At 63.4% G+C, this 21,943-nt stretch carries 25 protein-coding genes; 22 read left to right on the plus strand and 3 right to left on the minus strand.

Annotation, left to right across the window (positions count from 1 at the left end):
- Window positions 1-302 precede the first annotated feature (302 nt).
- From rluC to sppA, 3 genes are read left to right on the plus strand one after another with little or no spacing between them, the layout of a single operon-like run.
- Window positions 303-1,256 carry a 23S rRNA pseudouridine(955/2504/2580) synthase RluC gene (gene rluC / locus LPB260_RS13065; RefSeq protein WP_208710206.1) on the plus strand — a complete coding sequence of 318 codons (954 nt, stop codon included), beginning with the start codon at window positions 303-305 and terminating at the stop codon, window positions 1,254-1,256.
- The gene (locus LPB260_RS13070; protein ID WP_208709296.1) at window positions 1,249-1,944 is read left to right on the plus strand and encodes an HAD-IA family hydrolase; all 696 of its coding nucleotides are present in this window, start codon (window positions 1,249-1,251) and stop codon (window positions 1,942-1,944) included. Before rluC ends, LPB260_RS13070 begins: the two co-directional genes overlap by 8 nt.
- Window positions 1,934-2,914 (plus strand): signal peptide peptidase SppA, encoded by a 981-nt coding sequence (gene sppA / locus LPB260_RS13075; protein WP_208709298.1) that lies wholly within the window; start codon window positions 1,934-1,936, stop codon window positions 2,912-2,914. Before LPB260_RS13070 ends, sppA begins: the two co-directional genes overlap by 11 nt.
- A 54-nt stretch (window positions 2,915-2,968) precedes the next feature.
- Here sppA and LPB260_RS13080 read toward each other — a convergent pair whose 3' ends face one another.
- Window positions 2,969-3,547: a nucleoside triphosphate pyrophosphatase gene (locus tag LPB260_RS13080; protein ID WP_208709300.1), complete on the minus strand. Its 579-nt coding sequence runs from the start codon at window positions 3,545-3,547 to the stop codon at window positions 2,969-2,971.
- 106 nt (window positions 3,548-3,653) lie between these two features.
- On the opposite strand from LPB260_RS13080, the gene LPB260_RS13085 reads away from it, so the two are divergent.
- From LPB260_RS13085 to LPB260_RS13145, 13 genes are all read left to right on the plus strand, one after another.
- Complete coding sequence (locus LPB260_RS13085) at window positions 3,654-4,181, plus strand: YceD family protein (RefSeq protein ID WP_208709302.1); 528 nt, start codon at window positions 3,654-3,656, stop codon at window positions 4,179-4,181.
- Between the two features lie 13 nt (window positions 4,182-4,194).
- Window positions 4,195-4,377, plus strand: coding sequence for a 50S ribosomal protein L32 (gene rpmF / locus LPB260_RS13090; RefSeq protein WP_025167420.1), 183 nt, complete (start codon window positions 4,195-4,197; stop codon window positions 4,375-4,377).
- A 3-nt stretch (window positions 4,378-4,380) separates the two neighbouring features.
- Complete coding sequence (gene plsX, locus LPB260_RS13095; RefSeq protein WP_208709304.1) at window positions 4,381-5,391, plus strand: phosphate acyltransferase PlsX; 1,011 nt, start codon at window positions 4,381-4,383, stop codon at window positions 5,389-5,391.
- A gap of 106 nt (window positions 5,392-5,497) precedes the next feature.
- The gene (gene fabD / locus LPB260_RS13100) at window positions 5,498-6,436 is read left to right on the plus strand and encodes an ACP S-malonyltransferase (protein ID WP_208709306.1); all 939 of its coding nucleotides are present in this window, start codon (window positions 5,498-5,500) and stop codon (window positions 6,434-6,436) included.
- A gap of 15 nt (window positions 6,437-6,451) precedes the next feature.
- Complete coding sequence (gene fabG / locus LPB260_RS13105) at window positions 6,452-7,195, plus strand: 3-oxoacyl-ACP reductase FabG (RefSeq protein ID WP_208709308.1); 744 nt, start codon at window positions 6,452-6,454, stop codon at window positions 7,193-7,195.
- A gap of 196 nt (window positions 7,196-7,391) precedes the next feature.
- A complete protein-coding gene (gene acpP / locus LPB260_RS13110; protein WP_003245177.1) occupies window positions 7,392-7,628 on the plus strand; it encodes an acyl carrier protein in 237 nt (78 codons plus the stop codon).
- Window positions 7,629-7,735: 107 nt separating this feature from the next.
- Entirely contained in the window at window positions 7,736-8,980 is a 1,245-nt protein-coding gene (gene fabF, locus LPB260_RS13115; protein ID WP_208709310.1) for a beta-ketoacyl-ACP synthase II, read from the plus strand.
- A complete protein-coding gene (pabC, locus tag LPB260_RS13120; RefSeq protein ID WP_208709312.1) occupies window positions 8,980-9,795 on the plus strand; it encodes an aminodeoxychorismate lyase in 816 nt (271 codons plus the stop codon). Before fabF ends, pabC begins: the two co-directional genes overlap by 1 nt.
- Window positions 9,796-9,798: 3 nt before the next feature.
- Window positions 9,799-10,863 carry an endolytic transglycosylase MltG gene (gene mltG, locus LPB260_RS13125; RefSeq protein ID WP_208709314.1) on the plus strand — a complete coding sequence of 355 codons (1,065 nt, stop codon included), beginning with the start codon at window positions 9,799-9,801 and terminating at the stop codon, window positions 10,861-10,863.
- Window positions 10,860-11,492: a dTMP kinase gene (gene tmk, locus LPB260_RS13130; protein ID WP_208709316.1), complete on the plus strand. Its 633-nt coding sequence runs from the start codon at window positions 10,860-10,862 to the stop codon at window positions 11,490-11,492. Before mltG ends, tmk begins: the two co-directional genes overlap by 4 nt.
- Window positions 11,485-12,477 (plus strand): DNA polymerase III subunit delta', encoded by a 993-nt coding sequence (locus LPB260_RS13135; RefSeq protein ID WP_208709318.1) that lies wholly within the window; start codon window positions 11,485-11,487, stop codon window positions 12,475-12,477. Before tmk ends, LPB260_RS13135 begins: the two co-directional genes overlap by 8 nt.
- Window positions 12,478-12,512: 35 nt before the next feature.
- Window positions 12,513-12,869 (plus strand): PilZ domain-containing protein, encoded by a 357-nt coding sequence (locus LPB260_RS13140; RefSeq protein ID WP_042556691.1) that lies wholly within the window; start codon window positions 12,513-12,515, stop codon window positions 12,867-12,869.
- Between the two features lie 74 nt (window positions 12,870-12,943).
- A complete protein-coding gene (locus LPB260_RS13145; RefSeq protein WP_208709320.1) occupies window positions 12,944-13,726 on the plus strand; it encodes a TatD family hydrolase in 783 nt (260 codons plus the stop codon).
- 245 nt (window positions 13,727-13,971) lie between these two features.
- Here the strand turns inward: LPB260_RS13145 and LPB260_RS13150 are convergent, their stop codons facing one another.
- On the minus strand, window positions 13,972-15,105 hold the full coding sequence (locus LPB260_RS13150) for an aminotransferase class V-fold PLP-dependent enzyme (protein WP_208709323.1): 1,134 nt from the start codon (window positions 15,103-15,105) through the stop codon (window positions 13,972-13,974).
- Between the two features lie 75 nt (window positions 15,106-15,180).
- Between LPB260_RS13150 and LPB260_RS13155 the strand changes: the two genes are divergently transcribed.
- From LPB260_RS13155 to LPB260_RS13170, 4 genes are all read left to right on the plus strand, one after another.
- Window positions 15,181-15,819, plus strand: coding sequence for a TetR/AcrR family transcriptional regulator (locus tag LPB260_RS13155; protein WP_208709324.1), 639 nt, complete (start codon window positions 15,181-15,183; stop codon window positions 15,817-15,819).
- Window positions 15,820-15,909: 90 nt separating this feature from the next.
- Window positions 15,910-16,878 (plus strand): GTP 3',8-cyclase MoaA, encoded by a 969-nt coding sequence (locus tag LPB260_RS13160; protein ID WP_208709326.1) that lies wholly within the window; start codon window positions 15,910-15,912, stop codon window positions 16,876-16,878.
- A 116-nt stretch (window positions 16,879-16,994) separates the two neighbouring features.
- Window positions 16,995-17,597 carry a DUF4823 domain-containing protein gene (locus LPB260_RS13165; RefSeq protein ID WP_208709328.1) on the plus strand — a complete coding sequence of 201 codons (603 nt, stop codon included), beginning with the start codon at window positions 16,995-16,997 and terminating at the stop codon, window positions 17,595-17,597.
- A 9-nt stretch (window positions 17,598-17,606) separates the two neighbouring features.
- Window positions 17,607-18,176, plus strand: a complete 570-nt coding sequence (locus LPB260_RS13170) for a DUF1285 domain-containing protein (RefSeq protein WP_208709330.1) — start codon at window positions 17,607-17,609, stop codon at window positions 18,174-18,176.
- A gap of 54 nt (window positions 18,177-18,230) precedes the next feature.
- Here the strand turns inward: LPB260_RS13170 and LPB260_RS13175 are convergent, their stop codons facing one another.
- A complete protein-coding gene (locus tag LPB260_RS13175) occupies window positions 18,231-19,895 on the minus strand; it encodes an electron transfer flavoprotein-ubiquinone oxidoreductase (protein WP_208709332.1) in 1,665 nt (554 codons plus the stop codon).
- Between the two features lie 318 nt (window positions 19,896-20,213).
- On the opposite strand from LPB260_RS13175, the gene LPB260_RS13180 reads away from it, so the two are divergent.
- Both LPB260_RS13180 and LPB260_RS13185 read left to right on the plus strand, forming a co-directional pair.
- Complete coding sequence (locus LPB260_RS13180; RefSeq protein WP_208709334.1) at window positions 20,214-20,963, plus strand: electron transfer flavoprotein subunit beta/FixA family protein; 750 nt, start codon at window positions 20,214-20,216, stop codon at window positions 20,961-20,963.
- Entirely contained in the window at window positions 20,964-21,893 is a 930-nt protein-coding gene (locus tag LPB260_RS13185) for an electron transfer flavoprotein subunit alpha/FixB family protein (RefSeq protein WP_208709336.1), read from the plus strand.
- The last annotated feature ends 50 nt before the right edge of the window (window positions 21,894-21,943 follow it).

The raw sequence follows: 21,943 nt of genomic DNA on the forward strand, positions 1-21,943 counted from the left end.
CCACCCTACACGTATCGCTGAAAATCGGGTGCCGCTCGCAGAATCTGCAGCGGGTTGGCATTTACCGCGGCTCTCCAAAGGGGAGGCGCGCGCGTCATGGCTTAAGGCTTTATTTCCGAGTTATTCGCGGCCTTTGCGGCGAAAGTCCCGTCGGACGGCCTTACGTCCTGAATGGGTTGCGTCGGTGTGGGGATGGCAGTTTTGGCGAACATCCGCAGACCAGACCGCTTTTGGCGGCGTTCGCGACTATAGCAGCAATGATTAAGTGCTTCAATTCCATAAAAAATTGTTATTATTGCGCGATGACTACTCCCCTCTCTCCAACCTCCGGCGTCCAGCTGCTCGAGGTTGCACCGGAACTCGCCGGCCAACGTATCGATAACTTCCTCCGCACCCAGCTCAAGGGTGTGCCCAAGACATTGATTTACCGCATCTTGCGCAAGGGCGAGGTGCGGGTGAACAAGGGGCGGATCAAGCCGGAATACAAGCTGCAGGCAGGCGATATCGTGCGCGTGCCGCCGCTGCGCCTGGCTGAGCGGGATGAGCCTGAGCCCCTGGCGCAGGGTTTGCTCGAGCGCCTCGAGGCGGCAATTGTCTACGAGGACAAGGCGCTGATCGTATTGAACAAGCCGGCCGGTATCGCGGTGCATGGTGGCAGCGGCCTGAATTACGGGGTGATCGAGGCGTTCCGTCAGCTGCGCCCTGATACCAAGGATCTGGAGCTGGTGCATCGTCTCGATCGCGACACCTCAGGCCTGCTGATGATCGCCAAGAAGCGCAGCATGCTGCGCCACCTGCATGAGGCGCTGCGCGGCGACGGCGTCGATAAGCGCTATATGGCGCTGGTGCGGGGCTATTGGGCAACGGCGAAGAAGCAGGTCAATGCCCCGCTGCAAAAGAGCAACCTGCGCTCGGGTGAGCGCATGGTCGAGGTCGATGCCGAGGGTAAGGAGGCTTTGACCGTGTTTCGCGTATTGCGCCGGTTCGGCGAGTTCGCGACCTTGGTCGAGGCCAAGCCGGTGACCGGGCGGACTCACCAGATTCGCGTGCACAGCAAGCATGCCGGGCATTGCATTGCCGGTGACAGCAAGTACGGCGATGAACAGTTCACTCGCGAAATCCGTGAGCTGGGCGGCAAGCGCCTGTTTCTGCATGCCTATGCGCTGGTGGTGCCGCTGCCCGATGGCGGTGAGCTGCGGCTCGAGGCACCGGTCGATGAGGTGTGGGCGCGCACGCTGGAGCGTTTGAGTGTCTGATTACCAGCTGCTGGTCTTTGATTGGGATGGCACGCTGGTGGATTCCATCGGGCGGATCGTCGAGGCCATGCATCGGGCGGCCGATGCCTGTGAGTTGCGGCGCTGCAGTGATGTCCAGGTCAAGGGCATCATCGGCTTGGGATTGCCTGAGGCGATTCGCTCGTTGTATCCGGAGCTAGACGAGCCTGTGCGCGTCGAGCGCTTTCGGCGTTGCTACAGTGAACAGTATCTGCTGCTGGAGTCCGAGCCTTCGGCGTTGTTCCCTGGTGTGGCCGAGGCGCTGGAGGCATTCCGGGTGGCGGGCTATCGTCTGGCTGTGGCGACGGGTAAGGGACGTAATGGCTTGCAGCGGGTGCTCGCGCAGCGTGGCTGGCTGAATTATTTCGACGCGACGCGCTGCGCGGATGAGTCGGCGAGCAAGCCAGAGCCGCTGATGCTGGAGCAGATCCTGGCGTATTGCGAGGTCTCTCCGGAGCGAGCGCTGATGGTTGGCGATTCGGCTTTCGATCTGCAAATGGCCCGCCGGGCGGGTGTTGATTCGGTGGCGGTGGGTTATGGCGCGCAGCCGCTATCGGTGCTGCGCGAGCATGGGCCAAAGCTGGCGATAGAGAATTTCATGGAGTTGCGCAGTTGGCTGGAACGTCGCGCAGCCGGACTGATTGGTGGGGTGAGTCAATATGTCGGATGAATGGAAGGCGTCGGCTGTGGGTGAGAGTGATGCCAAGAGCTGGAAGTTGCTGGAGAAGACGCTTCTAGCGGGGGTTCAGGAGCAGCGCCGGGCGAGGCGTTGGGGGATCTTTTTCAAGCTGTTGACCTTTGTCTATCTGTTCGTCGCCTTGGCCCTGTTCGCGCCGCTGCTCGATTGGCAGAAGGGTGTCGCGAAGGGTGGTGCGCATACCGCGCTCATCGAGGTGCGAGGGATGATTTCCGACAAGGAGGTGGCCAGTGCCGACAACATTGTCGGTAGTCTGCGTGCGGCCTTCGAGGATGCCAATACCAGGGGCGTGGTTCTGCGGATCAACAGTCCGGGCGGCAGTCCGGTGCAGTCGGGTTACATCTATGACGAGATTCGTCGTCTGCGCGCCCAGTATCCGGCGATCAAGCTGTACGCGGTGATCAGTGATCTCGGGGCCTCGGGCGCTTACTACATCGCCAGTGCCGCGGATCAGATTTACGCCGACAAGGCCAGTCTGGTGGGCTCTATCGGTGTCACTGCGGCGGGCTTCGGTTTCGTCGGGGTGATGGAGAAGCTGGGGGTCGATCGTCGGGTCTATGCCTCGGGCGAGCACAAGACGTTTCTCGATCCGTTCCAGCCGCCCAAGGAGGAGGAGGCGCGCTTCTGGCAGGAGGTCCTCGAGACCACCCATCGCCAGTTCATCGACAGCGTCAAGCAGGGGCGTGGCGAACGCCTCAAGGTCGACGAGCATCCTGAGCTGTTCTCGGGGTTGGTCTGGTCGGGGGAGCAGGCGCTGGAGCTGGGCCTCGTCGATGCCTTGGGCAATAGCAGCTACGTGGCGCGGGAGGTGGTCGGGGTGGAGAAGCTGGTCGATTTCACCGTGCAGGAGTCGCCTCTCGATCGCTTTGCGAAGCAGCTGGGCGCCGGTGTTGCCGGGCAGGCGGCGCTGTGGATGGGGGTCCAGGGGCCGGCCCTGCGCTAGTTTTCCTTGTCGCGTTGAGAAGCCCGGCTTAGGTCGGGCTTCTTCGTTGTTGGGTTATGGGATGTCGATGCCCGCGTCGTGCAGCATGTCCACCAGGCGGATCAGGGGCAGGCCGATCAGGCTGCTGGCATCGGATCCTTCGGTGCTGCGGAAGAGGCTGATGCCCAGGCCTTCGGCCTTGAAGCTGCCGGCGCAGTCGTAGGGCTGCTCGGCTTCCAGGTAGCGGCGGATCTGGCTTTCGTTCAGTGCGCGAAAGTGCACGGTGAGCGGCACGCAATCGACCTGGCAGTGGCCGGTCTCGCTATTGAGCAGGGCCAGGCCGGTGAGGAAGGTGACGCTGTTTCCGCTTGCGGCGAGCAATTGGGCGTGCGCACGCTCGAATGTGTGGGGCTTGCCGAGAATGTCCTGGCCAAGAACGGCGACCTGGTCGGAGCCGATGATCAGATGCTTGGGATGGGAGGGGCTGAGGGCGCTGGCTTTTTCCTGGGCGAGGCGTCGAACCAGGCTGCTGGCGTCTTCGCCGGGCAGGCGACTTTCATCGATCGCCGGGGCGCTCCAAGTGAAGGGCAGGCGCAGGCGGGTCAGGAGCTCGCGGCGGTAAGGTGAGCTCGAAGCAAGTACCAAGGGCAGCATGATGGACTCCTTATATAAGGAGGGCGATTCTAGCTGTCGGTCCGGGTGCCGGACAGGCCGAATTTCCTTTGACAGGGGGTGGGCGCATCCCTAGAATGCGGCGCCTATGTCGAATGGTCCGATTCCACCTCACGTTGATCCGCGCAAACTGGCTGATCGTGGCACCGCTCTCGAGGGAACGGTTCCGCTGGCTGGCTTGCTGCGACTCTGCGACCCGCTTGCCGATAACCAAGGCATGGTGCGCGCGAAGTTTATCTTCGAGCGCGACGAGCGCAATGCTGTGGTCATGCGCAGCGAGCTCGAGGTTGAGGTCAAGATGGTTTGCCAGCGTTGTCTGGAGCTGGTCGCACTGCCGATCCAAAGCGCATGTGATTACGCTGTGGTGAAAGAAGGCGCGAATACCCAGTCTGTGCCGAAAGGCTATGACGTGCTGGAGTTGGGTGAAGAGCCATTGGATCTGCTGGCGCTGGTTGAGGATGAGCTGTTGCTCGCCTTGCCTATCGTTCCGGCTCATGACCCTGAAGATTGCCAGCAGCCGGCCGGCCTCGAAGAGCCCGAGTCGAGCGAGGACGAGGTAACGCGGTCCAACCCGTTCAGTGTATTGGCACAGTTAAAGCGTGACCCAAACGTTTAGGAGTTAATTAGTTATGGCTGTTCAGCAGAACAAAAAATCCCGTTCCGCCCGTGACATGCGTCGTTCGCACGACGCTCTCGAAGGCAATGCTCTGTCCGTCGAGAAGAGCACCGGTGAAGTACACCTGCGTCACCACGTCTCGCCGGAAGGTGTGTACCGTGGTCGCAAAGTGATCGACAAGGGCGCTGACGAGTAATCCTTGTCCGCTTCGATCATCGCGATTGACGCAATGGGTGGGGACTTCGGTCCCCACTGCATTGTTCCAGCCAGCATCGCCTGTCTGGCCGAGTTCCCCTCGCTGCACCTGGTCCTAGTCGGCCAAGCTCCCCTAATCGAAGACCTGGTCGCCCGTAACCCTGGTGTTGATCGCGCGCGCCTGCGTGTCGAGCACGCCAGTGAAGTGATCGCCATGGATGAGCGTCCGGCGCAGGCGTTACGCAGCAAGGCCGATGCCTCGATGCGTATCGCCCTGGAGTTGGTCCGTGACGGTCGAGCGCAGGCCTGTGTCAGTGCCGGCAATACAGGGGCGCTGATGGCGTTGTCACGCTACGTGCTGAAGACGCTGCCGGGTATCGATCGCCCGGCCATGGTGACGGCGGTTCCGACCCGGGCGGGGCATTGCCTTCTGCTTGATCTGGGGGCGAACGTCGACTGCAGTGCCGAGCATCTCTATCAGTTTGCAGTGATGGGGTCGGTGGCTGCCGAGGCCATGGGGATCGCCAGGCCGCGCGTCGCGCTGCTCAATGTCGGAACCGAAGACATCAAGGGCAATCAGCAGGTCAAGCTCGCCGCGAGTCTGCTGCAGCAGGCGTCGGGCTTGAACTACAGTGGCTTTGTCGAGGGCGACGGCCTGTATCGTGGCGAGGCCGATGTGGTGGTGTGCGACGGTTTTGTCGGCAACATTCTGCTCAAGTCCAGTGAAGGTCTGGCGTCGATGATTTCCGCACGCATCGAGGCGTTATTCCGGAGTGGTGCCGGTGCGCGCCTCGTCGGCGCGTTGGCGCTGCCGCTGTTGCGGCGCCTGCGGGCGGAGCTGGCGCCTGCGCGGCACAACGGCGCGAGCTTTCTCGGGCTGCAGGGCATCGTGGTAAAGAGCCATGGCGCGGCCGGTGAGGATGGCTTCAGAAGCGCAATCCGCCGGGCTTTGGCGGAGGTCGAAGAGAATCTTCCGCAGCGCCTGCATGGGCGGCTCGAGGACCTGTTGCTCTAGGATGTGACCGGGGCTGGCGCCCTGTCATCCAACCTTCAGTTTGTTGCGCTTGGCTATGTCTTGGTGCGACGTTGACCGACGCTAAGATCACTAGGGAAACCTATACATGTCTGCATCCCTCGCATTTGTCTTTCCTGGCCAGGGCTCCCAGTCCCTGGCGATGCTGGCCGAGCATGGTGCGCAGCAGAAGCTGATCATCGACACCTTTTCCGAGGCCTCCGATGCACTCGGCTACGACCTGTGGGCATTGACCCAGCAGGGGCCGGAAGAGCAATTGAATCAGACCGACAAGACTCAGCCGGCGATCCTCGCGGCCTCCATCGCGCTCTGGCGCCTGTGGCAGGCGCAGGGGGGGGCGCGTCCGGCATATGTCGCGGGCCACAGCCTGGGTGAGTACTCGGCGCTGGTGGCCGCCGGCAGTCTCGACTTTGCCGCCGCGGTGAAGCTGGTCGAACATCGTGGCCAGTTGATGCAGCAGGCGGTGCCCGCGGGGCAGGGCGGCATGGCTGCTATCCTGGGGCTGGAGGACGCCGACGTGCTGGCGGCCTGTGCGGAAGCCGCACAGGGTGAGGTGGTGAGCGCGGTCAATTTCAACGCTCCGGGGCAGGTGGTCATCGCCGGTGCCGCGGCTGCCGTGACACGGGCCGTCGAGGCCTGCAAGGCGCGCGGCGCTAAGCGCGCCATGCCGCTGCCGGTCAGCGTGCCTTCGCATTGCGCACTGATGCGCCCGGCTGCCGAGCGTTTCGCCGAGGCCGTGTCGGCCATCGCCTGGCAAACGCCGCAGATTCCGCTGGTGCAGAATGTCAGTGCGACGGCGGTGGCGGATCTCGATGCGCTCAAGCGTGATCTGCTGGCGCAACTGTATAGCCCGGTGCGCTGGGTCGAATCGATGGTTTGCCTGGCTGGGCAGGGCGTGACCGATCTGGTCGAGTGCGGGCCGGGCAAGGTGTTGTCGGGCCTGAACAAGCGCTGCGTCAAAGGCATCAATACCCATAATCTGGATACCCCGGACGCCTTCGCCGCCACCCGTGCGGCGTTGGCCTGATTGAGGAGAGGTTTTATGAGCCTGCAAGGTAAGGTTGCCCTGGTCACCGGCGCAAGCCGCGGCATTGGCCAGGCGATTGCGCTGGAGTTGGGGCGCCAAGGTGCCGTAGTCATCGGCACGGCGACCTCGGCATCCGGTGCCGAGCGTATCGCCGAAACCCTGAAAGCCAACGGCATCGAGGGCGCAGGTCTGGTGCTGGATGTCGGCAATGACGAGTCGGTGGCGAGCACCCTGGAGCACATCCAGCAGCATCTCGGCCAGCCGTTGATCCTGGTCAATAATGCCGGCATCACCCGCGATAATCTGATGCTGCGGATGAAAGATGACGAGTGGTTCGACGTCATCAACACCAACCTGAGCAGCCTGTACCGCCTCACCAAGGCCGTGCTGCGCGGCATGACCAAGGCGCGCTTCGGGCGCATCATCAATATCGGATCGGTGGTTGGCGCCATGGGCAACGCCGGGCAGGTAAACTACGCCGCCGCCAAGGCCGGATTGGAAGGTTTTGGTCGTGCGCTGGCTCGCGAAGTCGGGTCGCGGGCGATCACTGTGAACGCGGTGGCGCCGGGCTTCATCGATACCGACATGACCCGTGAACTGCCGGAAGCTCAGCGCGATGCGCTGTTGACGCAGATTCCGCTGGGCCGTCTGGGGCAGGCAGAGGAGATTGCAAAAGTAGTCGCTTTCCTCGCTTCCGATGGCGCAGCCTACGTCACAGGAGCTACTATCCCTGTGAACGGCGGTATGTACATGAGCTGAATGTGACGGATTCCTTGGGAAAACTGTCATAGACGCTGTCTAGAATCCGATATGAAGCTGCAACAGGTTTATAGACAGATCGTTGAAGTGTTCCTGAGGGCACCCCGGCATTCAGCTTGAAATGCTAAAAACCCTTTCTATACACTTGGCCGCAGACCAGCTGCCTGGATTTGTCCAATAGGAGTGAAAACAAGGTATGAGCACCATCGAAGAACGCGTCAAGAAAATCGTTGCCGAGCAACTTGGCGTCAAAGAAGAGGAAGTCACCAATAGCGCTTCCTTCGTCGAAGACCTGGGTGCCGACTCTCTTGACACCGTTGAGCTGGTGATGGCTCTCGAAGAGGAATTCGAGACCGAGATCCCGGACGAGCAAGCTGAGAAGATCACCACCGTTCAGGAAGCTATCGATTACGTGACTGCGCACGCGCAATAAGCGAATCGTCGATTCCCGACTTGGAAAAGCCGCACGCCTTCATCGGGCGTGCGGCTTTTCTTTAAGCGCATCGCAGGCGTTGTAAAACCGCACAAGAGGAGATTGCTGTGTCGCGTAGACGCGTCGTGGTTACCGGTATGGGCATGGTCTCACCGCTGGGTAACGATGTGCCGAGCAGCTGGCAGGGCATTTTGGCCGGGCGCAGTGGCATCGGCCTGATCGAGCACATGGACCTGTCGGCCTATTCCACCCGCTTCGGCGGCTCGGTAAAAGGCTTTGACGTCGAGCAGTACCTGTCGGCCAAAGAGGCTCGCAAGCTCGATCTATTCATTCAGTACGGCCTGGCGGCCAGTTTTCAGGCGGTGCGCGATTCCGGCCTGGAAGTGACCGATGCCAACCGCGAGCGCATCGGCGTCGCGCTCGGCTCCGGCATCGGCGGTCTTACCAACATCGAGAACAGCTGCAAGGCGCTGCATGAGCAGGGGCCGCGGCGGATTTCGCCGTTCTTCGTGCCCGGTTCGATCATCAATATGATTTCCGGCTTTCTGTCGATCCATCTGGGTCTGCAGGGGCCCAACTACGCCATTGCCACGGCATGCACCACCGGTACCCACTGCATCGGCATGGCAGCGCGCAACATCGCCTATGGCGAAGCCGACGTGATGGTGGCAGGCGGCGCAGAGATGGCCGCCTGCGGTCTGGGTATCGGCGGTTTCGCCGCGGCGCGCGCGCTGTCGACGCGCAACGACGAGCCGACCAAGGCCAGCCGTCCCTGGGACAAGGATCGTGACGGTTTCGTCCTGTCCGATGGCGCCGGCACCCTGGTACTGGAAGAGTTGGAGCATGCCAAGGCACGGGGCGCGACCATCTACGCCGAGCTTATCGGCTTCGGCATGAGCGGCGATGCCTTCCATATGACCTCGCCGCCGGAAGATGGCGCCGGCGCGGCGCGCTGCATGGCCAACGCCCTGCGCGATGCCGGGCTCGATGGCAGTCAGGTGCAGTACATCAACGCCCATGGCACTTCGACTTCGGCGGGCGACAAGGCTGAGGTGGCGGCGATCAAGTCGGTATTCGGCGAGCACGCCCACCAGCTGGCCGTCAGCTCGACCAAGTCGATGACCGGCCACCTGCTCGGCGCAGCCGGGGCGGTGGAGGCGATCTTCAGCGTGCTGGCGCTGCGCGACCAAGTCGCACCGCCGACCATCAATCTGGATCAGCCGGACGAGGGCTGTGACCTCGACTTCGTGCCGCACCAGGCCAAGGCGATGGACATCGACGTGGTTCTTTCCAACTCCTTCGGCTTCGGTGGTACCAACGGCTCGCTGGTGTTCCGCCGGTTCGCCGGTTGATGCTGAGCTGGGTCGACGGGCGCCCGGCCGAGCTGCTTTCCGTAAGGGATCGCGGCCTGGCCTACGGCGATGGTTTGTTCGAAACCATCGCCGTCAGCGGCGGTACGCCTAGATTGCTTGATCGCCACCTGGCGCGCCTGGCCGATGGCTGCGCGCGTCTGCGGCTGCCGTTCGATGGGGCGGTGCTGCGCGGGGAGCTGCTGGCCTTCAGTCGTCAGCTGGACGAGGGCGTGGCCAAGCTGATCCTCACTCGTGGCGATGGCCTTCGCGGCTACGCACCGCCGCAGCCGGCCTCAGTGCGGCGTATCCTGCTGGGCAGTGCGAAGCCGGTCTACCCGAGCCAGCATGCCGAACTGGGTGTACGCCTGTTCTCGTGCGCGACGCGTCTGGCCGAGCAGCCACTGCTGGCCGGCCTGAAGCACCTCAATCGCCTGGAACAGGTGCTTGCGCGGGACGAGTGGCAGGATGCCGAGCACGCCGAGGGCCTGATGCAGGATGGGGCCGGACGGGTGATCGAGGGGGTGTTCAGCAACCTGTTCATTTGCAAGGGCGGCGCGCTGCTGACGCCTGACTTGTCGCGCTGCGGGGTCGCCGGCGTGATGCGTGCGGAGCTGCTGGCGCAGGCCGATGCCCTCGGCATACGCTGCGAGGTGCGCGATATCGCGCTTGGCGAATTGCTGGGTGCCGACGAAGTCTTCCTCTGCAACAGCCTCTACGGAGTATGGCCGGTACGGGCGCTGCTCGAGCGCGACTGGTCGGTAGGCCCGCTCACCCGTAAACTGCAGGCCATAGCCCGCGATCTACTGGACTGCTGATCTGTGATACGCAAGATATTGTTGCTGCTCGAGGCCGGCGTTTTGCTGGCCGGCTTGCTGGTCGTCTTTGCTGCCTGGCAGCAGCACGCGGCGCTGCAGCAGCCGCTGCAGCTGAGTGAGGAGCGCCTGCTCGAGGTGCCTAGCGGTTCGACGCCGGGCGGCGTGCTCAATCGCCTGCAGGCCGAAGGGGTGCTGGAAGATGCCTTCTGGCTGCGGCTCTACTGGCGCTTCAACCTGCGCGGACATCCCCTGCACAGCGGCGAGTACCGTCTGGCCCCCGGCCAAACGGTGAATGACATGTTGCTGCAATGGCGCCGCGGGGACGTGGTGCAGTACAGCCTGACCCTGGTGGAGGGCTGGAACTTTCGCCAGGTACGTGCCGCCTTGGAGCGTGCCGACAAGCTCGAGTCGAGTCTGGCCGGCTTGAGCGATGAGCAATTGATGGAGCGCCTCGGGCTGCCCGGGGTCAATCCCGAGGGCCGCTTCTTTCCCGATACCTATCGCTATGTGCGCGGTACCAGTGACCTGGATCTGCTCAAGCAGGCCTATGCGCGCCTGCAGCAGGTGCTGGCCGAGGAGTGGCAGGGGCGGGCCGATGGGCTGCCCTATAGCGAGCCTTACGACGCCTTGATCATGGCCTCGATGATCGAGAAGGAGACCGGCGTGCCCGAGGAGCGCGGCGCTATCGCCGGGGTGTTCGTCCGCCGCCTGCGCAGCGGCATGCGCCTGCAGACCGACCCGACGGTGATCTACGGCCTGGGCGAGCGCTACAACGGCAAGCTGTCGCGAGCCCATTTGCGTGAGGCTACCCCCTACAACACCTACATGATCGACGGCATGCCGCCGACGCCTATCGCCCTGGTCGGGCGCGAGGCGATCCATGCGGCATTGCATCCGGTGCCGGGCAGCAGCCTGTATTTCGTGGCCCGTGGCGACGGCAGCCATGCTTTCTCCGATACCCTTGAGGCGCACAATCGAGCGGTGCGCGCCTACCAGCTCAATCGACGCGCGGACTATCGCTCCAGTCCCGCACCTGCACAGTCAAGCAACCATAAGGACGCCCCGTGAGCGGTTTGTTTATTACCCTGGAAGGTCCGGAAGGGGCAGGCAAGAGCACCAATCGCGAGTACCTGGCGGCGCGTCTGGCGGAGCAGGGGATCGAGGTGCTGCTGACTCGCGAGCCTGGCGGCACGCCGCTGGCCGAGCGAGTGCGCGAGCTGCTGCTGACGCCGAGCGATGAGCCGATGGCCGCAGACACCGAGCTGCTCCTGGTGTTCGCCGCGCGCGCGCAGCACCTGGCCCAGGTCATTCGCCCGGCCCTGGCGCGCGGCTGCGTGGTGCTCTGCGACCGCTTTACCGACGCCACCTATGCCTACCAGGGCGGCGGCCGTGGCCTGTCCGAGGCGCGGATCGCCGTGCTCGAAGACTTCGTCCAGGGGCCACTGCGCCCGGACCTGACCCTGGTTTTCGACTTGCCGATCGAGGTCGGCCTGGCGCGCGCCGCTGCGCGGGGGCGCCTGGACCGTTTCGAGCAGGAGGGGGGCACCTTCTTCGAGGCGGTGCGCCAGACCTACCTGCGTCGCGCCGAAGCGGCGCCGCAGCGCTATCGAATCCTCGATGCCGCGCAGCCGCTGAGCCAGGTGCAGCAAAGCCTGGACGTCCTGCTTCCGCAGATCGTGGAGCTGTGCCGTGGCTGAGGCCTATCCCTGGCAGGACGCGTTGTGGCAGCAGCTGGCCGGTCGTACCCAGCATGCCCATGCCTACCTGCTGCTGGGGCCCGCCGGGATCGGCAAGCGCGCCCTCGCCGAGCGCCTGATGGCGCGCCTGCTGTGCCAGCAGCCCGCCGGGCTGGAGGCCTGTGGCCAGTGCAAAGGCTGCCACCTGCTGGCGGCCGGCAGTCATCCGGATATGTTCGAGCTTAAGCCGAGCGGGGACAAGAAGAGCGTCGGCGTGGACGATGTCCGTGAGCTGATCGGCTTCGTCAACAAGACCGCGCAGCTGAGCGGGCGCAAGGTCGTGATGGTCGCCGAGCCGCCTGCCGAAGACATGACCCTGGCCGCATCCAACGCCCTGCTCAAGAGCCTGGAGGAGCCCTCTGGCGACACCGTGCTGCTGTTGCTCAGCCATCAGCCAAGCCGGTTGTTGCCGACCATCAAGAGCCGTTGCGTGCAGCAGGCCTGCCCGTTGCCTGATCCGGCGACCAGCCTGGCCTGGTTGGCGCAGGCGCTGCCGGAGTGCGACGAGCAGGAGTGTCGCGAGCTGCTGGTCCTGGCCGCGGGCTCGCCACTGACCGCGCGCGCCCTGCAGCAGCAAGGGGTGCGCGAGCAGCGCGCCCTGGTGGTCGAGGGGGTGAAGAAGCTGCTCAAGCAGCAGGCTGCCGCCAGCCAGTTGGCCGAGGCCTGGAAGGCCTTGCCGATGCCCATGCTGCTCGACTGGTTCTGCGACTGGGCGCAGCTGATGTTGCGTTATCAGCTGACCCGCGACGAGCAGGGGCTGGGGCTCGATGACATGCGCAAGGTGGTGCAGTACCTGGCGGAGAAGACCCCGCAAGCCAAGGTACTGGCCATGCAGGACTGGCTGCTGCAGCAGCGCCAGAAAGTGCTGGGCAAGGCCAACTTGAACGGCGTGCTGCTTCTCGAAGCGCTGCTGGTACAGTGGGCAAGCCTGCCCGGACCGGGCTAGAATCGGCCATTGAGTAATGAAGCCAGGAATGCCGCATGAGCTTGCCACCTAACTTGGGCCCGCGTAATGGAATCTTGTCTCTGACCATCAAGGACAAGTCCGTGCTCTATGCCGCCTACATGCCGTTCATCAAGAATGGCGGGCTGTTTATTCCGACCAACAAGAGTTACAAGCTTGGCGACGAAGTATTCATGCTGCTCAACCTGATGGATGAGCCGGAGAAGATTCCGGTCGCCGGCAAGGTGGTCTGGATCACCCCGAAGGGGGCTCAGGGCAACCGAGCGGCCGGTGTCGGCGTGCAATTCAACGAGGGTGACAACACCGCCCGCAACAAGATCGAGACCTACCTCGCGGGAGCGCTGAAGTCGGACCGCCCGACCCACACCATGTGACCCGCTGTCTTTCCATCCGGGCTTCGGAGCCCGCGGTGCCTGCTCTGGCATCGCTGTTCAAGTGATTGTTATCCATGCTGGTAGATTCCCACTGTCATCTCGACCGCCTCGATCTGGCCGCCCATGAGGGTTCGCTCGACGCGGCGCTGGCGGCTGCGCGCGGGCGCGGCGTCGGCCATTTTCTTTGCATCGGCGTGAGCGCCGACAACGCCGCGGCGGTCAAGGGCCTGGCCGAGCGATATGCCGATGTCGACTGCTCGGTGGGCGTCCACCCGCTGGACCTGCAGCCCGGCGCGGCGCCTGCCCTGGAGTGGTTGTTGGCCGAGTTGAATCACCCGCATGTGGTGGCCATCGGCGAGACCGGCCTGGACTATCACTACGAGCCGCAAGCCGCGCAGGCGCAGCAGCAGGCCTTTCGCCTGCACTTGCAGGCCGCCCAGGTCACCGGCAAGCCGGTCATCGTGCACACCCGCGAGGCCCGCGCCGACACGCTGGCGCTGCTGCGCGAGGCGGCCTTGTCGCAGGCCGGGGTGCTGCACTGCTTTACCGAGGATTGGGATATGGCCAGGGCGGCGCTCGATCTGGGGTTCTATATCTCCCTGTCCGGCATCGTCACCTTTCGCAATGCCGAGGCCCTGCGCGAGGTCGCCCGGCAGGTGCCAGCGGACCGCTTGCTGGTGGAAACCGACTCCCCCTACCTGGCGCCGGTTCCGCATCGTGGCAAGCCGAACCTGCCGGAGTATGTGCGTGACGTGGCCGAGTACCTGGCGCTGCTGCGTGGGGTGAGCTTCGAGACCCTGGCGGAGCAGACCACGGCCAATTTCAAGCGGCTGTTCCCGTTGGCGCGCGTCGCTTAGCGCGGCACCTGGGCCATGGGGACGGAATTCGGGACAAAAAAAACCCGGGTTCTGGGGGATGAATCCGGGTTAAGACCATTAGGAGTAAATCAAGGTACGCGGTCCACGGTACCTTGCCTGGCGGGGCACTTGGGGGGAGATGCCGCGCACCAGTACTCCTTAGTATTGGCGAAGATTCCCGATCGTCCACCCTGGTTCGCCGCGTTTTTAAACAGTTTTGGAATACTCGGGTAGCTGCTGAGTCCTCAACCTGCTGCAAGCCGGCGCAGCAGCTGCAAGGTTTCCTCGATTATCCGCGCTTCACTGTAGAAGTGTGGTGACAGGCGAATGCCCCCGCCACGCTGGGCGCAGATCACTTGTTCGTGCCTGAGGCGTTCGTACAGCGCCTGATTGTCCCAGCCAGCCAGGCTGAAGGTGACGATGCCGGCGCGCCGCGCAGGGTTGCGCGGGCTGTGCAGGCTGACGCCGGGCTGTGCCTCGAGGCCATCGAGCAGCCATTGCACCCGCTCCTGCAGCGCTTTGCCCACTTCGTCCATGCCGACTTCCTCGAGCAGTGACAGGCTGGCCTCCAGGGCCGTGGCGCCAAGCAGGTTCGGGCTGCCGCATTCGAAGCGCCGGGCGCTCGTGGCGACTTGCCAATCCTGGCGCTGGTAGTCGCCGGGATGCTCGAGCATGTGCCAGCCGTACTCGTGGAGTTTCAGCTGCTCGCGCAGCTCGCTGCGGCAGTAGAAGGCGCCCAGGCCTTCCGGGCCGAGCAGCCATTTGTGGCCATCGGCCATGGCGAAGTCGCACTGATAGCGCCTTACGTCGAAGGGTAGGGCGCCGAGTTGTTGGATGGCATCGATGCAGAACAGTACGCCACGCTCTCGGCAGCCATGGCCGAGGCGCTCCAGATCCAGGCGCAGTCCGCTGGCGTATTGCACCGCACTGATCGACAGCAGGCGGGTGCGCGGACCGCAGGCGGCGAGCAGGGCGGTTTCCGGGTCGCCCTGGTGCAGCTCGACCTGGATCACCTCCACTCCCTGCGGTTTGAGCGCTTCCCAGACTACCCGGTTGGAGGGGAACTCCTCGTTGCTGATCACCACCTGGTCGCCGCTTCTCCACTCCAGGCCAAAGGCCACGAACGACAGGGCTTCGGAGGTGTTCTTGACCAGCGCGATGTCATCTGTGCTCGGCGCGTTGAGCAACCGTGCCAGGCGTTCGCGCAGGTTGCTCTCGAGCTTTAGCCAGGCCGGGTAGTCGCGCGCACCGACCTGGGCGTTCTGTTCGGCGAAACGCTGGACCGCCGCCACGGCGCGCTGTGGCCAGGGGGCGACGGCGGCGTGGTTGAGGTAGCGCAGCTCGGCTATCTGGGGGAATTCTTCTCGAATGGCGTACATGGTCGGATGATCCGTGCAATTTGGCGCTAAACAGGCATAATAGCCGGCTTCGATTTTCGACTCCTTAGTCCCTTTATGCAGAAAGAACCCCGTAAGGTCCGTGAGTTTCGCCGCCGCGAACAGGAAATTCTCGATACCGCGCTGAAATTGTTCCTCGAGCAGGGCGAAGACAGCGTGACCGTCGAGATGATTGCCGACGCGGTCGGAATCGGCAAAGGCACCATCTACAAGCACTTCAAGTCCAAGGCGGAGATCTACCTGCGCCTGATGCTCGACTACGAGCGTGACTTGAACGAGCTGTTCCACTCTGCCGATGTGGATCGCGACAAGGAGGCGTTGTCGCGCGCCTACTTCGAGTTCCGCATGCGCGACCCGCAGCGCTATCGGTTGTTCGACCGCCTGGAGGAAAAGGTGGTCAAGGGCAATCAGGTGCCGGAGATGGTCGAGCAGCTGCACAAGATCCGGGCGTCCAACTTCGAGCGTCTGACCCTGTTGATCAAGGGGCGCATCGCCGAGGGCAAGCTGGAAGACGTGCCGCCTTACTTCCACTACTGCGCTGCCTGGGCTCTGGTGCATGGTGCTGTGGCGCTGTACCACTCGCCGTTCTGGAGCAACGTGCTGGAAGATCAGGAAGGTTTCTTCCAGTTCCTCATGGATATCGGCGTGCGCATGGGTAACAAGCGCAAGCGCGACGGCGAACAGCCGCTAGCCTGACGTTATTCGGCTGGTCAATAACGCTTGTGGTGCGGGTGCCCGCATGGCTTGCGGCGATATACTCGAGGCTATCAATCGCCGGAGTCGTTCATGATCGTTGATCGCCAAGGCAGACGCTTTCGCAACTTGCGCATCAGTCTGACCGCTGCCTGCAATTACGCCTGCACCTACTGCGTCCCGGATGGCAAGCGTCTGGTCGCCGCCCAGGATGAGCTGAGCGCCGAGGCCATGGTGCGAGGCGTCGCCTACCTGATCGAGGCGGCCGGTATCGAGCGGTTGCGCATCACCGGTGGCGAGCCCCTGGTCAGCCCGAAGCTGGAGCCCTTTCTGCGTGGCATCGGCGGCCTTGGCCTGGAGGACATCAGTCTGACCAGCAACGGCCAGCTGCTCTCGCGCAAGTTGCCGCTGCTGGTGGAGAGCGGCATCCGCCGCCTCAATTTGTCTCTCGATACCCTGGATGCCGGCGCCTTTCGGGCGATCGCCCGCGGCGGTGACCTGGCCACCGTGCTGGCGGGCATGGACGAGGCGCGAGCGGCCGGGCTGAAGATCAAGGTCAACATGGTGCCGTTGCGCGGGCAGAACCTCGATCAGGTCCTGCCGATGCTCGAATACTGTTTGGAGCGTGGCTTCGAGCTGCGCTTCATCGAGCTGATGCGCATGGGCCACCTGGCACGTGACGGCAACGGCTTCCTGCAGCGGTTCGTCGGGCTGGCGGAGTTGCTGGCGATGATCGACGAGCGTCATGACTTCGTCCAGGCCGATGCGCCGGTGGATGCAACGGCCCTGCGCTACGAGATTCCCGGCCTGGGTTACTTTGGCGTCATCGCCAACGAGAGCGTGCCCTTCTGCCGGACCTGCTCGCGCCTGCGACTGTCGTCGACCGGTTGGCTGCATGGTTGCCTGTCATCGAGCAATCGCCACTACGTCGGCGATCTGTTGGACAAGCCGCGCCATCAGGCGCTGCCGGCGCTGCAGCGGCTGCTGGTCAAGGCGCTTGGCGACAAGCAGGAGCTTGCCTTCTCCGGCGGTGCGACGGTGATGAAGATCATCGGCGGCTGAGCCGCGCGTCTGGCGCCTGCTTGTCCGGGCAGTAGAAGCCTGGCGGCAGTTGTGGCGTGGTTTCTGCATCGCTCGGCCATCTGACGATTTTTTGTCACCCGGACGGGAGAGGTGCAATGCGATTCCTGATGCTTACGCTGGCGCTGCTGGCCTTGGCCGGCTGCATGAAGGTCAGCGACCTGGCCGATGGCGCCGAATACCACCTGCGTGATGCCGGCATACTCGATCACGGGCGGACCGAGCGCATGGCCTCGCGTCGCTTGCAGCAGGACTCCTTTATCTATATCGCCCAGGGGCATTTCGTCCCGCCGGGTCACGGCTATCCGAGGCCCAATGTGATTGCCGAGGAGGCGTTCAACGGCTTCGTCCAGTACTTCCCCATGGTGCGTCGTGCCCGCAATCCGGCCGGCCTCGAGGAGGCCATGGCGCAAGCGCGTACGGCGGGCGCGCACTACCTGCTCTACAGTCGTTTCGCCTATAGCGATGATCGCATCGGCACCGCGGACGAGTGGGCCGATCAGGAGGCGCTGGATCGCCTCGGCACCGACCGCAGCGTGATTCAATTGATGCTGATCGAAACCAATACGCGCTTTTTGGTGGATACTGCCCGCATTCGCAGTCGTGGTGGTTTCCTGACCTTCTACGACGCGCAACCGCAAGACCTGATCGGCCCGCCGCTGCGCGACTATGCCCGCAGCCTGCTCGGTGTCGGTCGTTGAGGAGCTTTGATGAGCGATTCAGGCAAGGCCGGCGACCTGCTGGCACAGATTCCCAAGTCCGATAAGCCGGGCCTGCCGCCGGTTCACCTGTGGAATCCGGACTTCTGTGGCGACATCGACATGCGCATCGCCCGGGACGGCAGCTGGTTCTATATGGGTACGCCGATCGGCCGCAAACCGATGGTCAGGCTGTTCTCAACCATCATCCGTCGCGATGGCGATGACTATTTCCTAGTCACTCCGGTGGAGAAGGTCGGCATCCAGGTCGATGATGCGCCCTTCGTGGCGGTTACCTTGCGAGTAGAGGGGGAGGGGGAGCGGCAGGCGCTGTACTTCACCACCAATGTCGAGGATGAGGTTCTGGCCGGGGCGGAGCACCCGCTGCGGGTGGAGCTGGATGCCGCGACGCAGGAGCCTGCACCCTACGTGCATGTGCGCGCGAACCTGGAGGCGCTGGTGCATCGCAACGTGTTCTACCAGTTGGTCGAGCTGGCGGTACCTCGGGAGATCGACGGCCAGACCTGGCTGGGGGTGTGGAGCGCGGGTTCGTTCTTTCCACTCGGCCCGCAGCCGGATTAGTCGCGGGCTGTTGGCGGATAAAGAAAAGGCTCCCGAGGGAGCCTTTTTTGCGTGTTACATGTTGGGGTAGTTCGGCCCGCCGGTGCCCTCGGGGGCTACCCAGGTGATGTTCTGGGCGGGGTCCTTGATGTCGCAGGTCTTGCAGTGCACGCAGTTCTGCGCGTTGATCTGGAACTTCTTCTCGCCGTCTTCCTGGGTGACGATTTCGTACACCCCAGCCGGGCAGTAGCGCTGCGCCGGCTCGTCGTACAGCGGCAGGTTCTTGCTCAGCGGAATGCTCGGGTCGGTGAGCTTCAGGTGGCAGGGTTGTTCCTCTTCATGGTTGGTGTTGGAGAGGAATACCGAGCTGAGCTTGTCGAAGCTGAGTTTGCCGTCGGGCTTGGGGTAGCTGATTTTCTGAGCTTCTGCTGCCGGCTTCAGGCAGGCATGATCCGGCTTGGTGTCGTGCAGGGTGAAGGGGATCTTGCCGCCGAAGATGTTCTGATCCAGCCAGTTGACGCCGCCGCCGACAATGGCGCCGAACTTGTGGATGGCCGGGCCGAAGTTGCGGCTGCGGAACAGTTCGTCATACAGCCAGCTGGCCTTGAAGGCCTCGACATAGCCGGTCAGCTCATCGCCACCTTCACGGCCGGCGAACAGGGCGTCAGCCAGCGCGTCGGCGGCGAGCATGCCGGATTTCATGGCGGTGTGGCTGCCCTTGATCTTGGCGAAGTTCAGGGTGCCGAGGTCGCAACCGATCAGTGCGCCGCCGTTGAAGACCATCTTCGGCAGCGAGTTGAGGCCGCCCTTGCAGATGGCGCGGGCACCGTAGGCCACGCGCTTGCCGCCTTCCAGATACTGGGCGACCACCGGGTGGTGCTTGTAGCGCTGGAACTCGTCGAACGGCGACAGGTGCGGGTTGCTGTAGGACAGGTCGACGATCAGGCCGACGACCACCTGGTTGTTCTCCAGGTGATAGAGGAAGGAGCCGCCGGTGTTCTCGGTGCCCATGATGTCCAGCGGCCAGCCGGCGGTGTGCACGACCAGGCCCTGCTCATGCTTGGCCGGGTCGATATCCCAGATTTCCTTGATACCGATGCCGTAATGCTGGGCGTCGGCCTCTGAGTCCAGGTTGAATTTGTTGATCAGCTGCTTGCCGATATGGCCGCGGCAGCCTTCGGCGAACAGGGTGTACTTGGCCCGCAGTTCCATGCCCGGGGTGTAGTAGCCTTCTTTCGGGTTGCCTTCGCGATCCACACCCAGATCGCCGGTGAGGATGCCGTAGACCGAGCCTTGCTCATTGATCAGGGCTTCCTGGGCGGCGAAGCCTGGGTAGATTTCTACGCCGAGGTTCTCGGCCTGCTGGGCCAGCCAGCGGCACAGGTTGCCCAGGGAGATGATGTAGTTGCCTTCGTTGTGCATGGTCTTGGGCACAAAGAAGTCGGGAATGCGGGTGCCCTTCTCGGCATCACGCAGCAGGTAGATGTCGTCGCGCTTGACCGGGGTGTTCAGCGGGGCACCCAGCTCTTTCCAGTCGGGGAACAGCTCGTTCAGGGCGCGGGGCTCGAACACCGCGCCGGAGAGGATATGTGCACCGACTTCCGAGCCTTTCTCGACCACGCAGACGCTGATTTCCTTACCCGCTTCGGCGGCTTTCTGCTTCAGTCGGCAGGCGGCGGACAATCCGGCAGGGCCGGCGCCGACGATGACGACGTCGAACTCCATAAATTCGCGTTCCACAGGCTATCTCCTACTCAAAGGCTCTCTAATTTTATTTGAGGATCAGGCTCGTTCCCCGGGCCAAGCGCGGGCATTATATCTACACCCTCTGGTCGGTCCAATACAAACGTTTGTTTGAATTTTCTGTAGGACTGGTAGAATCTTACTACATCGCAGATGCCTGACCGGCCCGTTGTATTGACCGGACTGGGTCGCGCGGTCAAGATACGGGCGGTTTGCGCCCGCCGTCTGGGCTGGAGAGCGGTTCCGGCCGACTCGCATCACCCGCCATGTTCGCTTTGGCGACATCCTTATTCACCGGAGAGTAACGAGGAATCCATGAAGGTTCTTGTAGCTGTCAAACGAGTGGTCGACTACAACGTCAAGGTTCGCGTGAAGGCGGACAACAGCGGCGTTGATCTTGCCAACGTCAAGATGTCGATGAACCCCTTCTGCGAAATCGCCGTGGAAGAAGCCGTACGCCTGAAAGAGAAGGGCGTGGCGAGTGAGATCGTCGTCGTGTCGATCGGCCCGACCGCAGCTCAAGAGCAGCTGCGTACCGCCCTGGCCCTGGGCGCAGATCGCGCCATCCTGGTCGAGTCCAGCGACGAGCTGAACTCGCTGGCCGTGGCCAAGCTGCTCAAGGCAGTGGCCGACAAGGAGCAGCCGCAGCTGGTGATCCTCGGCAAGCAGGCCATCGACAGCGACAACAACCAGACCGGCCAGATGCTCGGCGCCCTGACCGGCTTCGCCCAGGGCACCTTCGCCTCCAAGGTCGAAGTGGCTGGCGACAAGGTCAACGTGACCCGTGAAATCGACGGCGGCCTGCAGACCGTCGCGCTGAACCTGCCGGCGATCGTCACCACCGACCTGCGCCTGAACGAGCCGCGTTACGCGTCGCTGCCGAACATCATGAAAGCCAAGAAGAAGCCGCTGGAAGTCGTAACCCCGGCTGATCTGGGTGTCGCCACTGCTTCCACCGTGAAGACCCTGAAAGTCGAAGCGCCTGCTGCCCGCAGCGCTGGCATCAAGGTCAAGTCCGTGGCTGAACTGGTCGAGAAACTGAAGAACGAGGCGAAGGTAATCTAAATGACTATCCTGGTTATCGCTGAACACACCAATGCCGCCCTGGCGCCTGCCACTCTGAACACCGTTGCGGCCGCTCAGAAAATCGGTGGTGACATTCACGTGCTGGTTGCCGGCGCCGCCTGTGGTGCTGCTGCCGAAGCCGCCGGTAAGATCGCCGGCGTAGCCAAGGTGCTGGTCGCCGACAACGCCGCTTTCGCTCACCAGCTGCCGGAAAACGTCGCGCCGCTGGTAGCCGAGCTGGGTGCCGGCTACAGCCACATCCTGGCTGCCGCTACCAGCAACGGTAAGAACATCCTGCCGCGCGTAGCCGCCCAGCTGGACGTCGACCAGATCTCCGAGATCATCGCCGTCGAAAGCGCCGACACCTTCAAGCGCCCGATCTATGCCGGCAACGCCATCGCCACCGTGCAATCCAGTGCCGTCATCAAGGTGATCACCGTGCGCGCCACCGGTTTCGACCCGGTCGCCGCCGAAGGCGGCTCCGCTGCCGTGGAAGCCGTCGGCGCTGGCAGCGATGCTGGCAAGTCGGCCTTCGTGGGTGAAGAGCTGGCCAAGTCCGATCGTCCGGAGCTGACCGCAGCCAAGATCGTCGTGTCCGGCGGCCGCGGCATGCAGAACGGCGACAACTTCAAGCACCTCTACGCCCTGGCTGACAAGCTCGGCGCCGCGGTCGGTGCCTCGCGCGCCGCAGTGGATGCCGGCTTCGTGCCGAACGACATGCAGGTCGGTCAGACCGGCAAGATCGTCGCCCCGCAGCTGTACATCGCCGTCGGCATCTCCGGTGCGATCCAGCACCTGGCCGGCATGAAGGACTCCAAGGTGATCGTCGCGATCAACAAGGACGAGGAGGCGCCGATCTTCCAGGTGGCCGATTACGGCCTGGTCGCCGACCTGTTCGAGGCCATTCCGGAGCTGGAGAAGCTGGTTTAAACCACTTCTTCTCGTGCTACAAAAAACCCGCTCCTAGAGCGGGTTTTTTG

This window comes from Pseudomonas sp. LPB0260, assembly GCF_013388395.1.

Excerpts from the sequence above, each read along its gene's own strand:
- LPB260_RS13080 (WP_208709300.1), bottom strand. The coding sequence starts at position 3,547 with ATGCTGCCCTTGGTACTTGCTTCGAGCTCACCTTACCGCCGCGAGCTC.
- LPB260_RS13085 (WP_208709302.1), top strand. The coding sequence starts at position 3,654 with ATGTCGAATGGTCCGATTCCACCTCACGTTGATCCGCGCAAACTGGCT.
- LPB260_RS13180 (WP_208709334.1), top strand. The coding sequence starts at position 20,214 with ATGAAGGTTCTTGTAGCTGTCAAACGAGTGGTCGACTACAACGTCAAG.
- rluC (WP_208710206.1), top strand. The coding sequence starts at position 303 with ATGACTACTCCCCTCTCTCCAACCTCCGGCGTCCAGCTGCTCGAGGTT.
- LPB260_RS13160 (WP_208709326.1), top strand. The coding sequence starts at position 15,910 with ATGATCGTTGATCGCCAAGGCAGACGCTTTCGCAACTTGCGCATCAGT.
- pabC (WP_208709312.1), top strand. The coding sequence starts at position 8,980 with ATGCTGAGCTGGGTCGACGGGCGCCCGGCCGAGCTGCTTTCCGTAAGG.
- fabG (WP_208709308.1), top strand. The coding sequence starts at position 6,452 with ATGAGCCTGCAAGGTAAGGTTGCCCTGGTCACCGGCGCAAGCCGCGGC.
- acpP (WP_003245177.1), top strand. The coding sequence starts at position 7,392 with ATGAGCACCATCGAAGAACGCGTCAAGAAAATCGTTGCCGAGCAACTT.
- fabD (WP_208709306.1), top strand. The coding sequence starts at position 5,498 with ATGTCTGCATCCCTCGCATTTGTCTTTCCTGGCCAGGGCTCCCAGTCC.
- rpmF (WP_025167420.1), top strand. The coding sequence starts at position 4,195 with ATGGCTGTTCAGCAGAACAAAAAATCCCGTTCCGCCCGTGACATGCGT.
- LPB260_RS13170 (WP_208709330.1), top strand. The coding sequence starts at position 17,607 with ATGAGCGATTCAGGCAAGGCCGGCGACCTGCTGGCACAGATTCCCAAG.
- LPB260_RS13155 (WP_208709324.1), top strand. The coding sequence starts at position 15,181 with ATGCAGAAAGAACCCCGTAAGGTCCGTGAGTTTCGCCGCCGCGAACAG.
- LPB260_RS13165 (WP_208709328.1), top strand. The coding sequence starts at position 16,995 with ATGCGATTCCTGATGCTTACGCTGGCGCTGCTGGCCTTGGCCGGCTGC.
- LPB260_RS13185 (WP_208709336.1), top strand. The coding sequence starts at position 20,964 with ATGACTATCCTGGTTATCGCTGAACACACCAATGCCGCCCTGGCGCCT.
- sppA (WP_208709298.1), top strand. The coding sequence starts at position 1,934 with ATGTCGGATGAATGGAAGGCGTCGGCTGTGGGTGAGAGTGATGCCAAG.
- LPB260_RS13150 (WP_208709323.1), bottom strand. The coding sequence starts at position 15,105 with ATGTACGCCATTCGAGAAGAATTCCCCCAGATAGCCGAGCTGCGCTAC.
- LPB260_RS13140 (WP_042556691.1), top strand. The coding sequence starts at position 12,513 with ATGAGCTTGCCACCTAACTTGGGCCCGCGTAATGGAATCTTGTCTCTG.
- LPB260_RS13145 (WP_208709320.1), top strand. The coding sequence starts at position 12,944 with ATGCTGGTAGATTCCCACTGTCATCTCGACCGCCTCGATCTGGCCGCC.